This is a genomic window from Rhodoferax sp. U2-2l (genome assembly GCF_020594515.1).
Lineage (GTDB): Bacteria > Pseudomonadota > Gammaproteobacteria > Burkholderiales > Burkholderiaceae_C > Rhodoferax.
Genome location: NZ_JAJCTH010000009.1, coordinates 156,015 through 170,385, shown reverse-complemented (window position 1 = coordinate 170,385; position 14,371 = coordinate 156,015). Strand labels below are relative to the sequence as shown.

Below are 14,371 nucleotides of genomic sequence, written 5' to 3'. Positions count from 1 at the left end.
ACCGGGGCCTGGATCAGCGTTTGGCACTGGGCACAGACCCATTTGCCACGGATGTGGCGCTGCACACTGAAGACACCGGGCTGGTAGTCCAGCTTCTCGGCCACATCTTCACCGATCCGTTTCATTTGACAGCCGCAAGCACAGGTGGTGGCATCGGGTTCGTGGTGAATCTCAACGCGTGGCAGGTTGGCTGGCAAGGGCTGGCGTTTGGGTTGTTCCTTGGCCCGGGGTGCCGGTGCATCGGTGGCACTGATCTGTTCGATCTCGTCACTGACGGCCTGTAGATCCTCATCGAGGGTTTCTTCGAGCAGGCTTCTTTGCTCGGCGCTGAAGCGCTCACTTTGGGCGGCAAACTTCAGGCGTTTGAGATAAGCGTTCTCATGCGTGAGTTTGTCGATGGTGGCTTGTTTGAAGGTGACGGTCTTGAGCAGGGACTGCACCACCTCGCGCAGTTCATCTGCGCTCATGTGGGGCAACTGTTCAGGGGCGATCACCATGACGCGCAGTATATTTTTGGTGAACGAAAGGTACCATTGGTGCTTATCTGTATTGACTAAAGTGCTATCTATTTCGATGATTCAAACCATGGTGATGATGCCTGCGTCGCCCATGCGCTGCCAAGGCAGTCCCAGCACCAGGGCATCGAGTTGGGCGCGGCTCAAAGTCACACGGTTGGTGCCATGGAGCGCACTGGCCTGAGGCCACACGAAGTGGCCCTGGTGCAGTCGTCTGGCTGCCAGCCAGATGCCGATGCCGTCGTGCACCAGGACTTTGATGCGGGTGGCTCGTTTGTTGGTGAAGAGATAGGCCGTATGCGGGTGGGCCGCACCAAAGACTGAGATCACGCGGGCCAGGGCGGTGTCGGTACCAGCTCTCATGTCCATGGGGCTGGTGGCCAGCCAGATGGCATCGATGCGGATCATGTGAGGGATTACTTGAGAATGGCCCGGGTCCATGGCGCCAGGTCATCGACTGCGCTACAGGGCCAGGTGATGATCATTGAGACTGCGCCTTTGTGCAGTTCTACCTTGATGAGGTCGTTGCTCGCGGGTTCAGGCGTTGCAGTGGCAGGCAGTTTGACGGCAATGAATGCGGGCACCGGTGGTGAAGTGAGCAGCGACTGATCCGTGGCGCTGCAGACGAGGCGTTGGTGGCGCCCACTTTGATGGTGTTCTTTGAGCCAGCGGTGCAGGACGTTGGCGTTCATGCCATGTTGCCCGGCTATGGCTGCAATGGAAGAACCGGGGATTTGGCAGGCCGCTACCAGCTCTGCTTTGAACTCGGCTGTGTAGGTTCGGTGGGTGCGTCGGGCCGGATACTTGGCGGGGTCTGGGTCTTTGAGCATGGTGTGCACGATGGGTTGCGTGCACACGATCTTGCGAGATGCGAGATCTCAATTCAAGATGGGTTGGCTGGGCGCTTACGATGAAACGCTGGCAAGGCACAAGCGCTCTGACAACACCGACATCTCCCAATGCGTCAGGAACCCGACCGACGGTTCCTGCTGTCCCCGAAATTGGCACTCCTGGCGCAGCCAATCCACCAGCAGTGAGGACGCCTGATCGGGCGCACAGACGCTTGACGCTCAATCGACTTTGCAGCGCCGTCAGTACCTTGATTTCTACCTGTCCTGGTCATCTCCCATCAGCCTCAGGCAGCGATGCTGGCTGTCACACAGGAATCGCGCCCTGCCCTCACGGATTTCCAGGGTCAACGCCTCGTTCCTGGCCAGGCTGATGCCGTCCATCAGTGCGTAGAAGCCCTGGTCGGTCTCCACCAGTGACCGGGCCAAGAACCCGCCACTGAGGCTGACGGAGATCACCCGACCTGCGTTCTGTACAAGCACCGCCTTGGGCACGGGTTCATCCCAGAAAACATGACGCACCGCATACTGCGTCAGGGGCACAAAAATGACCAGCACCAGCACCAGCAACACGATCAGCAGCACCAGAAAGTGAAGTTCCGTCCGCTTGATCCACATGCGCAACCTCGACAAAGGACCTTCACCGCCCAAAACGTCTGAAGTCGCTTGCTTGCCAGCGCTAGCGGTCTGAACCGGAGTCGGGTGCTGGCTGGTGTGCGTTGGCAGGGACAGCGCAGGGGCACGATGCGTCGGATTCGCACCTCGCACCGGCCTGGTCTTTTTTCGTTTCACGAGCCCTTTGGTCTGGTCTGAGCGCAGGAGCTTTTTCAGGCAAGTCTGCCAGGCCAGGTCCTGGCGCAGCTGATCGACGGCTGTGCGTTTGCGAGGCAATGACTTGCGTAGCGCACTGGCTTGACGCAGCGGCGTCATGACCGACGCGGTGTGGGACACTTTGATACGCAGTCGCTGTCCGACGGGCCACTGCAGTGTCTTCATGACTTGTGTCGGAACGATGAACCAAAGCCGTGTGCCAGGGGTCTTGAAACCGAGAAGTGTCAGACTCAGGGTCAGCGTCCGATGTCCAGCATGTAAATCAGATAGTTTCAGCATGGTGTGGCTCCCTGATGTGATTCATTGTTATGGCGAAGGCCTTGCTCCTGCAGGCTCAGCTGCACCCGGGTGGCCACATGCAGCTGGTACACCGCCTGCTCAGTCTCGAAATGGGCGCATAACAGCACGGTTGCAGACCGGGTCTGCTGCAAGGTGGTTCTGCCCAGAGCCTTTTCCAGTTCGTTGGAGATGCTGATGACCAGCCATCCGTGGGCGTCGATCCCGAACATCGGCTTGACCCACGCACCAGTGCTTTGTGGATGGCGATTGCCGTCGCCGAAGATCGGTCCAAGCGCCGCACTGACAGGTGCAATGTTGAATTTGTAAGTCTCAATCATGGTGAGTTGCCCGCTCAGTGCCAGAATTCGCACGGATTGGCTGCCCCGGACGAACTGTCTGGAAGTTTCAGACCGGTGGGTGGCTCAACCACCAGCGACAACGACCGTTGGACCGACTGTTGAAGCCGGGGAACGTAAAAATCATCGACCTCATCCTCCAGCCCCCAACCCATGGCCTGGCGCAGCAGCCAGGCCTGACGCGGATAACGTTCTTCCAATTGCTGCAGACTCTTGCGCACCAAGGTCCGCAAGACGTCCTGCTGGCTCGCCGTGCTTTGCAGGCCATGGTTGAGCAGGGGCTGGCAGCCTTGCAGCAATGTGGCCACATAGAGGACCTCGCGCTCCTCACAACCGAAGGCGCACAGGTACTGCGCCAGTTCGGCCGCCCGGCGCAGTCGCTGGATCGTCCAGATGGGTGCAGTTGAACGGGATGGTGACTCCCTTGGGGCCGACAACGCATCGGAGTCGCTTGATGATGTTGGCATGCATAGCATCACTTCGCGGATTTCCGGTTCCTGCATGAAACTGGCCAGAAGCCGGTTGAGTCCTGGGTGCCGGACCTTGGCCACGGCTTGTGAGACCAAGGTCTGCGGATCTGTACCGATGGTGAGTTCAACCACGGCACGACCTCGCAGCGCTGGCGCTTGAGTTGACAGCAAGGAAGCTGCGCTGACCACACCGGGAATGCTGCAGGTCAGGGCACGTTTCTTGGCCTGGGTTTGCGGTTGATGTTGAGCTTGGAGGTGACGTGGTGCTGTTGTCAGAGAAGACGCTGTGTTCACGATGTTTGTCCTTGCGAATAGGTTTTTGAATGGTTCTTTGGGTGCTACTGGCCGTTTTTGGGCAAGGCTCTGCCCTGCCCCTGTTTCAGTGCTGCTGAATCAGGGGATGCGGTAGAACGGTTGAGGTCGGCTGGGGGTTGGTCGACTGGCCTTGGCCGAGGTGGTTTACCCGGCTGCGCTCTGGATGGTGGTGTCACCCATCCAGTGATTGGCCATGTCCTGCCAACTCAACGGCGGTGGCTGTGCGCTCACCGGATTTGCAGCTTGGTCTGATGCCATGGCCGATGCCGGGCTGGGTTCACCGGTAGGTGGTACTGCCTGCATGGGTGCAGCTCGGCCAGGTAGTCCGCGTGGTTTGGGCTGGGGCATCGGTGCTGCCTGGGCTGCCGGAACAAAGACTGCCACCTGGGAGCCGGGCATCTTCTGCTCAATGAGGGCGCCTTGGGAGAACTGGCTGGCCAGCAGGCGTTCCATGGCTGAGCCGTCCTGGCGGGTCAGGTTGGGCACGTAGCGGGAATAGACCCTAAACAACATCTCGGTGCTGGTGTGGCCTAACTGGCGAGCAATCCACTCAGGGGCTTCACCACTGGCGAGCCACAGGGTGGCGGCGGTGTGGCGCATTTGGTAGGCGCGGCGATGTGCAATGCCCAAATGTCGCAGCAACGGTGCCCAAACCCGGTTCAGAAAGTTCTGGTTATCGATAGGCTTGCCAGTTCTTAAACAAAAGACGTACTCAGATGAGTGGCCAGTGGCTTCAAACTGGGCCTGAAGAGCATCGAAGACCAACTGGTTCATCTGGATGTCGCGCATGCTCCCATCTGTCTTGAGTTCGTCCTCCTCATTGAGCACAATCGATTCGCGGACCAAGATCAGCCGACGTGAAAAGTCGACGTACTTCCACTTCAAACCATGAACCTCACCGGTGCGCATGCCCGTGAAAAACCGTACTGTGAAGTAGTGACGATAGTCCGGACGCGCTCTAGCCAGGATGCGCTGCACCTCATCCATGCTGAATGGCATCACATCGCTGCGCTTCATTTTGAGAGGCTTGATGTTGCGAAACGCTGACGTAAACTCAAAGCGGTCGGCCGCTTCGTTGAGGATTTGTCGCAGCGGCTTCATCACGGAGTTGATGCGTCGGTTTGACAGTGTGCTATCGGGTTTTCGGGCGGTGACTTTGGCGAGTGATGCCCGAAAAGCCAGAACATCTGACTTGGTGATTTGGCCGACCTCTTTATCCCCAAAGAAGGGAATCAGATATTTGTCCAGCGCCCCTCTCTGGGTGACCGTGTAGCTGCGCCGCCAAGTGATCTCAGCTTCTGCAAACCACTGCTGAGCAAATTCCTTGAAGAGGGGCGTCCCTGTTCTGGAGCTCGGCTGCTTGACCAAAGCTGAATCTTCAGCACTTGGGGTCGCAACCACGTCCAACTTCGTAGGCAGTGGTTTGCCAAAAGTCTTTTGATAGTCGAAGGTACCAAGAGCGATTTCGGTTTCGATGCGATCTAGGGCCTTTTGAAGGCGTTTGCGATTGGAGGGGGTGTCAGACAGTGTTGTCTGCTCCCGCAAACGTTGCCCCTGATACTTGAAATCCATGAACAATGCGCCGGTTTCTGGTCGCGAACGGATGCTACCCATGGATAGTGCCTCCGTTTGCCAGCGGAATGCCAACCGAACTCCCACTGGAGTACATCAGCATGTCCTTTTGCACGTTTTCCCAGATGTAGAGGGTTTTGCGACCACCAAAGGGGCGGAAGTAGTGCCGCCCCTCCAGTAAAACACTATCCTTCAGGCGGTCACGGATGGTCCGGCTGTCGTATTTGATGCGGCCCGCAAGCTCCTCAGTCGTGAGGTAAGTTTGGTCTGTCATTGAAGTGCTCCTATACAATTTACTAAACAGACGTTAAGTTTTATTTACGTCTGCAGCGCATTTTATGCATGTTTGCACAACTTTCAATACATCCGTAAGTTATTTTTTACGTTTAGATGTTTTTATGATCAGATTCAAGCTTGGCGAAATGATGGAAAAGAAACGTTTTACGGACGGTCGGCGCTTTTCCATTACTGACATTGCCGCTGAGACAGGCCTAAGCCGAGTCACTCTTTCCAAAATCCTCAATCAAAAGGGTTATGGCACTGGAACCGACACAATTGACCGTCTATGTCAGTTCTTTGGATGCCGAGTGGAGGATCTGATGGAGCATTTGCCGGAGGCGAATGAAGCGAACGGCGCAGGCAACTAGCGCCCCATCTGCAAAAACCGCTGCCTATGAAAATTCAAATACGGGCCATGCTGCGCTGATACCCATCTCAGGCACATGCCTGCGGCAAACCCTATTTTCAGCTGGTCGCTTGGCGTGATGGCTTTAGATACCAGCAACTCGCCCGAATCCGAAAAGCTGACCAGGAAGCTGTCGAACAGCACATCGAGATTCGCACTCAGCAAAAAACCGTTGTACACATCCAGCCGCTCTGCGTCAGACCCGCATTCGGCCCATGGCTTGGCGTGGCTGGCCCGCAGGGCTTGCGGCAGTGCCAGGCCCGTCACCGCACAGGCACTGCCCCAGTAGTCCAGCATGGCCTGGCGGTAGGCCTGTTGCCCCACCCGCTGTCGAACCATTCGCAGCACCTCGGTATTTTGGGCGGCTGCGGTTGGCATGGCCGACAGTTCGGCTTGCACTTGCTGCTCAAACGCTGTGACCGCTTGGTTCGGCAGCGCTTGCGATAGGGCAGCGGCACGACGCAGCCACTGGGCCAGTGCGGCCTCAGTCGGCAGGGTAAAGCCCTGTGCAGTGCTACCTGCATTGGGGAAAGTCCGCGCCAGTTCCTGCCCCAGCGTGGCAGATCCGGATTGGATGGCTACCTGAAAAACCTTATCGGATGTCGTCACAGCCACCTGGGCGGGATGCCTGGCGGAGCCCAATCCCACGTGTGATCCATCGCTTGGCAACACATGCTCAAAGCCATTGTCATACCCGGCTTTTTCGACCAGGATGCGTTGCAACGGGTTCATGGCAGCTCCGAAACCGGTTGCTTTATCCGATTTCATCCAATTCCATCCGAATTCATCCGATCGGATGTACCGATTCGGTAGAAAGAGGCTGGTCCCACCCCTTCCAAGACCAACAAGTCGGATTGGCACATCCGTTTGAGCAAAGCCTTTACCTGACCCTCACTCAGGCGACACAGCTCCTTCGCCTCGGCACGCTTGATACGCCCGTGCTGTCGCACATAACTCAGCACCATCTGCTCATTTTGAATGGGTGCGAACCCAGCTTGCCGCGTGTAGGCAGCCTTGTCAGCCACAGCGCCATAAACAGCCGCAGAAAGCATGTAAGTACGGGCCCGGGTGGCACCATGCGCCTCGACAAAGCCAGATTCGGTCAGAGCCTCCAGCGTGCGTTTGGCAGAAATCACGTCGCGTTGTATGCGTTCGGCGAGTTCTTCAGCCGACAGGCGTTTGAGCTGTCGTAAAGCTCCCAAAGCGATCAGAGAATCAATGGGCAACTCGGAGCTGCGGCGGCGTTCTTCGTCCACCACTAGACGGCGAAAGTCCATGTCGGCGGGCTCCGTGGGCATGCGCAACACCACGTTTTGAGCATCGGTGCGGGTGTAGTCAGGCGCAGAGCGACCAAACTTCAGCATGCCACGGTAAATGGTGTCCACGCCCCGGCCAGACCGCTCCACTACGCCAATACGCTTCATCGCATCGGCCAGCGCCCGGTTGCGAGGGCGGGGTTCGGTCACCAGCATATTGGCCAGCGTGACCCCGTCCACCAGGCCGCCAGGGTTGCTCACCACCAAAGCATCATCCTCAAGACGCACATGCACAGCCCCCAGGCGGTGGTAGTCGCGGTGGATCAACGCGTTGGCTACCGCCTCGCGGAAGGCACCCATGTCCACCATAGGCACCGGCACGCGAAACAGCCCCACTTGCAATTCTTCTTCCGGGTTGTAAGGTCGAAAATTGGTTTCCAACCAGTCCACAGCCTTCAGCAAGGGATACCGCCGGAATTCATTAAACTTGACCGACTGCTGCGCCAGCACTTGAAAAGCGAATTCATGCGTGGGCACCAACTGCTGCAGCGCGGACTCGCGCCCCACCAGCAGCAGGCCCGTCAACGTCGGCAGGCGGCGGCCATCAGGCTGGCGGGCAGTCAGACCGAGTGCACCATCCAAGGCTTCATCGTCCAGCTCCAGCAACACGCGGTCACCACCATATTGCTGCACCGCCTGGCGCAAGCGCTCCCGTTCCAATGGGTCAAAGTCAGCCAGAGTTGCCCCTGCCACCGGCTGGGCGGACACATCCAACATGCCAAAGCTGCTGGCACGACTGACTCGATCATGTGGAAGCATCGGCACACATTCGGGTGTGCCATCGTGCTTGATGCGGCGGCGCAAGTACACCCCACCCTGCGTAGCAACCTCGCCTTGCGCCTTGGGCACGCTGATGCGGGCAACAGTCACACCGCCAGCCTCCACGGAGGACACGGTAACGCTGACGGATGGCGACGTTCGCGCAGCCACCATGCCCGCCAAGCCGGTCAGCATCTGATGATCAGGGTGCAGGCCAGTAGGCTTACCATCGTCTTCCACACCCAGCCACAAGTCACCGCCATCTGCATTGGTCAGGCAGACGACTGCTTCCACCAGTTCAACGTCTGACAGGCGTTTGCGGTCGCTTTTGAATTCGACGGTAAGCGTTTCACTGGCTGGAATTTGGGTACTCATGTTCGACGCCCTTGATAACCGGCAGGCGGTGTCTTCACTTCCCTCCGGGGGCTTGGTTGATTGGTTTCTTTGAAATGCCATGGCTCGATTTCAAAAACACTAACCGCAACCTGATTGCCTCCATGAACCTGTGCGATGGTTTTCTCATGCTTAGGGAACGGCGCTTGAGCCGTTGAACCGCCAAATTCGCCACTGTTGGCCAGAATCACAGGCTGATACATATGAAAGTGCAGAGCGCTCACCATGTTGTCAAATGTCTGCACGTCCTGGTTCATGGCCGCCACTATGAACATGTCAGAACGATCACGTAAGTCGGCAACTAAGTCCAAGTCAGTTGCGTCATAACAAATGGCAGCAGCAACGCGCGTCGGTGCCCCTTGACCCACAGGGAACTCAACCAGTGTCACGTGGGGGCGATACTGCTTAACTCCCATCTGTCGCTCCAATTTCATTGGAAATTTTTTGCCCTGACGCACATACTCAATCTGGCGCCCGTCACCTTCAAACTGGGTTCTTATCAACCACAGTCCCTGGTTGGTTATGCCCCCTGCCTTGTGAGAATGCACGAAGGTAAGCCCAGCAAAAATATTGGCTCCCACGCTGTCCGACAGTCTGCGTAAAAAATCAATATGCTCCTCATGAATAGTGAGCTCGGGAAAGAGTATCAAGTCCACCAACGGTTCGCCACTATCTGCTGAGTTCGATTTCTCGCGTGACGATGCCCAAGCCGAGATTTTTGCATGGGTCAATTTGCACATCTCCGCTAAGTGTCTACGGTGTGCGGCCAAGTCTGCAGGTGTCCAATGCAGTGGGTCTTTGGCATCAAAATCTCTCAATGCTGGTCGCAATGTTTGAACTACGGCAACGCGCATCGCCCGATGCTGGGGAAGGCTGTCAGAGGTAGGTAGCACGTAGAACGGCGTTTTACTTCGCCCACCATACAACGCCCTTTGAGACGCAATACGGGTTTGAACGATTTTCAGGAGTTCATGGGGGGTGCCGACTTGACCTATCTCACTTGCCACTGATCCACGAACGAATGTACCGGGCCACTGCAGCAAAGCAGTCAAAAAACTAGATAACCATGGTGTCACCGGGGAGGGTTCAGTGTACAAACCACGTCCATTGTTCACTAACCCGAATCGACGCTGAAACCAAGTAGAGCGCAGACCGCTGTACCTTTGAATATCTTCGGATAACAAAAACCTTCTAGCTGTGAAGTCCATCTCACCTGTTACAGCAGAGCGCAAGATACGCCCCAGGCCATAAAGCCATGCACGGTTTTCTCTGACCCATGGTGGAGGTTGGTACAACGACCACACGTTCTCACCTGGATCCAAAATCTCTGCGATCAGGGTCTCTTCTCCCAAAGCGGAAATGGTGTCCCAATCTTTGCTTGCCAAGTTGATATGCTCTGCTGATAGCCCAGCGCCGAGCCATCGAACTTTTTTACCACCGCCTTCGATATCGTCATTGGTAATGTGCAGCAGCAGCGCACGCGCCAAAGCGAGGATCGAGTTTTCATTTTCAAAGGGGTTCTGGTGGTTGGAAATTGCGCGTAGTAACGTGGATTTTTCTGGAAGTCGCTTTTTGCTGCGCGCCATACCAGTCTCTTTGAAGAACTCACGCATTCCTGACGGAACATGCGAAAACCACTGACGTTGTTTTGTAGACCGATGTGCCAAACATGCCATTAGCAGGTCGGGCGAACTTAATGCCAAAACCTCGATGGCCTCTTCAGCTTCATCAAATGCATCCAACTCCAGTTGAGCTGTAAACCACGATGCAAACTGGGTCGGGTTCGGCTTGATCTGTTGCACCACCAATGCCAACGGTAAGGCATCCAATAATTCGGAAGCTTCTATCGCGCGATAGCGCAATGCTTTTTGCAGGTTCAAGTAGGGCAATAGTTCGACAGAAGCCCCCTTGATGATAATTTTCATGGACACATCAGCGATGGACGACAAAAACAAGTAGGCCTGCTGCTTGACATACCAAGGTGACGCCTTTTCTACCAATACGCGCTTGGCCAACGCGGCTAAACATTGCCGGTATCCCGTTATGTCAACCCCAGACGGATAAGCCTCATTGCCGCGATGACCTGTTTCCACCGCTCCTGCGCGCAGCAAATCAGCGATCACATACCTCGCCGCATGCACTTGTTGCTGAACCTCGGCTTTATCCTTATCCTTTTTCGGCGGTTGGAGTTTTAACTCAAGTGCCTGAGTGACCGTTTCCAACAGCTTGGGATGCGGAAACAAATCAAGACCACACCGCAGCAACAGTACCAAAGAAGGGTTTTCAGACCAAACTTTGATGAGTTTTCGTGCCATCCTCTCAAACTCATGAGACATGGTCTTGTCTGTGGTGACCGCCCCCCTTGGCGACAAGCCGTCGTCTGTAGAAGCATTGTTATCGGCCATGGCGAGTCGTTCACGCAGAACCTTGACCAGTCGAGTCGCGACAAAACGTTTGACTGTGTCGTCGCGCACATCATTCACGGGTGATGCTACTGCCGCCAACCTCAACCGCGAAGGTTTCACTGGGTTCGTATCATCCAACTGCGCTGACAACCAAAGCAAACCATCCAATCCACCTGTCGCCATAACCAGTGAATCAAGATCAAACGTGCCGCTTAGCCCAGCGTTCAAGCTGCGCATGGTGGCAGACAGGCCACCCTGTTGTCCCATCGAACGGTAAGACTGAATTTCTGATTTTTTCGTGTTTAGTTTCAGTGGTTGAATGACAACAGACTGGCTTTCAAAACGGCTTTGTACATCGTCAAAATGCTTTTTAAGCAGCTTTTCAACGAATCCTTCGACCGCACTTTTTAACACTGCCTGAAGTCCGCTTGCTCGCGCATTCGTCGGCGCTGACACCACTACGCGCATGTCATCGACATAACGGCAGTAATCCAATATGCAAGCGTCACTACCAATGGCAGTGCCTCTGCTTACTGCTTGTGCCATCAATTGGTCGAAGCCTTGCAAATAGGCATTGGCAAAAAAACCGGAAGCAACCAAACCCTGTGGCAAACCTAATGGCAATAAACCAGAATCACCGTTGAATAGTGTCTTGTGTACATCATCGTCGGGTGACCACTCCCATGCGGATAAACGGGCCACAGCATCCCAAAACTGCAGATAATCCTGATCGTCATCTGAGTCAAGAACGTCGCCTGTCTTACCACGGTACAGCGTCTCCAGACGTTTCATTTCAAAAATCAGTGCATCTCGATTCACTCCGTCAAAGAAAGCCTTGATGTCGAGCTTGACCACAAACAGTTCTTTGTCATGCGCTAGTTGCCCACTCAACTCACGGCACACATGAGCGGGGCGAGCCAAAAATGCTTGGTAATGTTGAAAATAGTCGCTATAGGTGCGGCTATTGCCCCAAGCAAAAACTGCGATCTTTGCATGACTAACGGTGCCGTCTCTCCAGTGGCAATGAAGCCGGTTCCCATAACTCACCATGCCTGCTTCCCTCGCCGCCATTGCATCCAAGCCTGGGTCACCTTGTGCGGTTTCAATGGCATTGGCCAAACACAGCATCACAGCGGTATTCAGCACCTGGTCCCGAACGTTCACATGGGCCAACGGACGCAGTGGCTGCACCGCAATGTCATCAGTTAGCGTGGGATGCCAGTCATTGAAATTTGGCTCACTTCCAATGTCGTCCAAATTCATGTCCAGAAAAGTGTTCAAATTGAACTTTTCCCACTCGTTGAAAACCCAGGTCTGGTTCTTAGGTGCAGGCACTAGTCGAAGCTGGGCTGGCTTGAACTCGGTATCTGTAACCAGTTCAGCCCATTGGCTCAATCTCTTTTCCAGGTTAATGGCTGAAGCATCCAGTTCCAGCACATCGGCGTACCAGTTATGGCGACGAATGTACTGATGCGACTTCTTCCATGCCTGCGCCAGCACAGTGACATCGCTGAGCAACATCAGGCTTGGGCCAAGCGTTTTGTATTCGGGTTTAACAATCGACATAGTTATTCAGCTCCCTGTTTCCATTGCATCCCACACTTTTGTGCAGTGTTTCATTGCTCTACCCCAACACCGCTTGCCGTTCACCAACAAACCGACGACCGAACAGCAGGCCTTCATCAGAACTGGGGTCGAGGGTCAAACACACGGTGCCATCCTGCAGGTCAGTTGGCGGTGGCGTGGTTGTCGTAACAATGTATTGAAACGGCAGCTCCAAGCCCGCGTACTGCGTCTTTTGCAATTGACCAATCAATGTCAGAAAATTCTCGTACAGGCCTACGCTCATGTCTGCTTCCCGTGGGCAGTCGTGAATGAAAAGGCCGGGTAGCGCATTTTCTGGCCGGGCGCTGTCTAGCATGCAAGCAACATCGCCTAGCAAAACCTCCAGCACCCGATAGGCTTCACCACCGCGCATCGACAAGCGGAAAGGCCGCGCTTCGTCGCGAGGATCGAATACACCAAATGCGCCATCTGGCAACAACTGGCGTGTCAAGCCGTCCGTGATCCGGGCCAACGCTTTTTCCCGCTCAGACCTATCCTGCTGCAAGACGGTCAGTTGCGTGCGAGCTCGGTTCATGTCCTGTTCGATCTTTGCACTTTTCACCCGTGATGCATCTATGGCCGCCTGGGCTTGTGAAGAGCCAGCGGTGCGCTCCCAGCGATCCAGCTCATCCAACAACGCTGGCCATTTGTTTGCTTCCAGTTCAGCCGTTCGCTTGCCTATTCGGGTCTTCTGCTGAACGTCTGCCAATGTCTTTCCCTGCCTCGACATTGCATCAATCTTTGATTTCAGTTCATTCTTTCGTTCCAGCAATCTGACCGCCCGACGGGCTGACTCAGCCATAGCAGCTTGAAGGCTCCTTCTGTCTCGCAGATCCCGCAAGCTTGCCAGTTCCAACTTGCTGATTTCATCTTGCACATGTTGGCATTGCGAAAAAGGCAGATTGCCCTCCTCGCAGTGTCCAGTCAGTTGCCGGAGCTTCAGTAACTGAGCACCAATGGTTTGGAAGGCCTCATCATCGCCACGTCTGGCTGCATCAGCCTGTTTGAACTCAGCCTCAGCCGTGTCATGTTCACCTTGAATCAACTTCAGGTTGGCGCGCAGGTCTGCCACAGCTTGGTCGGCTTCTTCCTGTTTTTTCTCCCACTGCGCCAACCGCTCGGCCGCCTCATTATTGGCAGCCTTGATCCGCAGCTCTACGGAGTCTGCAAAAAAATCATTGATTCGGATGGGTAGATCATTGGGCAGATTGCCTCTGTCCCGCAGACTCGATTCAATGCGGTGGCGGATCAGCATAGGCTCTTGCAGCAAAGTCTCTGTATCTTTCTTTGCTTGCTCCAGGTCGTCCTCCAGCCCGGAAATTTGGGTCATCAACCGGGATTCGCCTTGCTCCAACAATCCCAACACGGCCCGCATCACAATGGGTGGGTCTTGGCGGCTGCGCTGCAATTGAGTACCTTCGCCCTCGCGCCAAGCAAAAAAAGATTTGAAGCGAGAGCCTTGATCCCGGCTGATCCAGGCCAGCACATGTTTCCATTCGATGAGCTGCTTTGTTTCCGGGATGTTGCGCGGCGACACCGGGCGCATCATGTCGTCTGCGAGCTTCTTCAAAAAGGCGCGGTCACTGGTTTCCGTGCCGCTGCCCCACATGTCAGCCACAGCGCCCGCGCAGGCTATGCCTTCCTTACGCGGATTGAAGTAGCGACGTAGCGTGAAGGGCTGACCATCTACGTGCAAGACCGCAATTACACCGCCTTGGGCAAACTCGCCAAACAGTTCGTCGCGAAGTTCCGCCACCGCATTGGACGGCTCACCTAGGCAAAAACGCAGCAACAGACACAAAGAGGTTTTGCCAACACCGTGACCAGCGGCCTGTGTGCCCTTTGCTCTTCCTACTTCGGGCTCTTTGGCCCAAACCAGATTCAAGCCACGATGAAACGGGATTGTGCGCAATACATGCGCCTCATCCGGCTCGCCGAAAATGACCAAACGTTCAAACCACAGGCGCGGACTGCTTCTGTCGGTCGGTAGATGCTGGGTCAACTGCTCCATCGCTCCGTCCT

13 protein-coding genes are annotated in these 14,371 nt (G+C 55.5%); 1 reads left to right on the top strand and 12 read right to left on the bottom strand.

Translation table 11 applies throughout. From position 1 onward, the window contains the following. From LHU53_RS10295 to LHU53_RS10260, 8 genes are all read right to left on the bottom strand, one after another. Nucleotides 1-497 (bottom strand): IS66 family transposase zinc-finger binding domain-containing protein (locus LHU53_RS10295; protein WP_227332561.1); only part of this gene is annotated, 497 nt, incomplete at its 3' end. Nucleotides 498-578: 81 nt separating this feature from the next. After that, nucleotides 579-923 (bottom strand): IS66 family insertion sequence element accessory protein TnpB, encoded by a 345-nt coding sequence (gene tnpB, locus LHU53_RS10290; RefSeq protein WP_227332560.1) that lies wholly within the window; start codon nucleotides 921-923, stop codon nucleotides 579-581. Between the two features lie 8 nt (nucleotides 924-931). Next, entirely contained in the window at nucleotides 932-1,345 is a 414-nt protein-coding gene (locus tag LHU53_RS10285; protein ID WP_227332559.1) for a transposase, read from the bottom strand. 276 nt (nucleotides 1,346-1,621) lie between these two features. After that, on the bottom strand, nucleotides 1,622-1,981 hold the full coding sequence (locus LHU53_RS10280) for a hypothetical protein (protein ID WP_227332558.1): 360 nt from the start codon (nucleotides 1,979-1,981) through the stop codon (nucleotides 1,622-1,624). A gap of 485 nt (nucleotides 1,982-2,466) precedes the next feature. Beyond that, nucleotides 2,467-2,811, bottom strand: a complete 345-nt coding sequence (locus LHU53_RS10275) for a hypothetical protein (protein WP_227332557.1) — start codon at nucleotides 2,809-2,811, stop codon at nucleotides 2,467-2,469. 14 nt (nucleotides 2,812-2,825) lie between these two features. Next, nucleotides 2,826-3,431: a hypothetical protein gene (locus LHU53_RS10270; protein WP_227332556.1), complete on the bottom strand. Its 606-nt coding sequence runs from the start codon at nucleotides 3,429-3,431 to the stop codon at nucleotides 2,826-2,828. Nucleotides 3,432-3,758: 327 nt separating this feature from the next. Continuing rightward, complete coding sequence (locus tag LHU53_RS10265; protein WP_227332555.1) at nucleotides 3,759-5,228, bottom strand: site-specific integrase; 1,470 nt, start codon at nucleotides 5,226-5,228, stop codon at nucleotides 3,759-3,761. After that, complete coding sequence (locus LHU53_RS10260; RefSeq protein ID WP_227332554.1) at nucleotides 5,221-5,460, bottom strand: hypothetical protein; 240 nt, start codon at nucleotides 5,458-5,460, stop codon at nucleotides 5,221-5,223. The genes LHU53_RS10265 and LHU53_RS10260 overlap by 8 nt, the downstream gene beginning before the upstream one ends. A gap of 64 nt (nucleotides 5,461-5,524) precedes the next feature. On the opposite strand from LHU53_RS10260, the gene LHU53_RS10255 reads away from it, so the two are divergent. Next, nucleotides 5,525-5,833: a helix-turn-helix transcriptional regulator gene (locus LHU53_RS10255; RefSeq protein WP_227332553.1), complete on the top strand. Its 309-nt coding sequence runs from the start codon at nucleotides 5,525-5,527 to the stop codon at nucleotides 5,831-5,833. Here the strand turns inward: LHU53_RS10255 and LHU53_RS10250 are convergent. The 4 genes from LHU53_RS10250 to LHU53_RS10235 are packed head-to-tail and all read right to left on the bottom strand — an operon-like array spanning nucleotide 5,830 to nucleotide 14,360. Continuing rightward, nucleotides 5,830-6,603 carry an HNH endonuclease gene (locus LHU53_RS10250; RefSeq protein ID WP_227332552.1) on the bottom strand — a complete coding sequence of 258 codons (774 nt, stop codon included), beginning with the start codon at nucleotides 6,601-6,603 and terminating at the stop codon, nucleotides 5,830-5,832. The two genes, LHU53_RS10255 and LHU53_RS10250, sit on opposite strands and share 4 nt — an antisense overlap. A 32-nt stretch (nucleotides 6,604-6,635) precedes the next feature. Further along, nucleotides 6,636-8,321: an ATP-binding protein gene (locus LHU53_RS10245; RefSeq protein WP_227332551.1), complete on the bottom strand. Its 1,686-nt coding sequence runs from the start codon at nucleotides 8,319-8,321 to the stop codon at nucleotides 6,636-6,638. Beyond that, the gene (locus tag LHU53_RS10240) at nucleotides 8,318-12,310 is read right to left on the bottom strand and encodes an RNA-directed DNA polymerase (protein WP_227332550.1); all 3,993 of its coding nucleotides are present in this window, start codon (nucleotides 12,308-12,310) and stop codon (nucleotides 8,318-8,320) included. The genes LHU53_RS10245 and LHU53_RS10240 overlap by 4 nt, the downstream gene beginning before the upstream one ends. Before the next feature lie 58 nt (nucleotides 12,311-12,368). After that, entirely contained in the window at nucleotides 12,369-14,360 is a 1,992-nt protein-coding gene (locus tag LHU53_RS10235) for a hypothetical protein (protein WP_227332549.1), read from the bottom strand. Nucleotides 14,361-14,371: the final 11 nt, after the last annotated feature.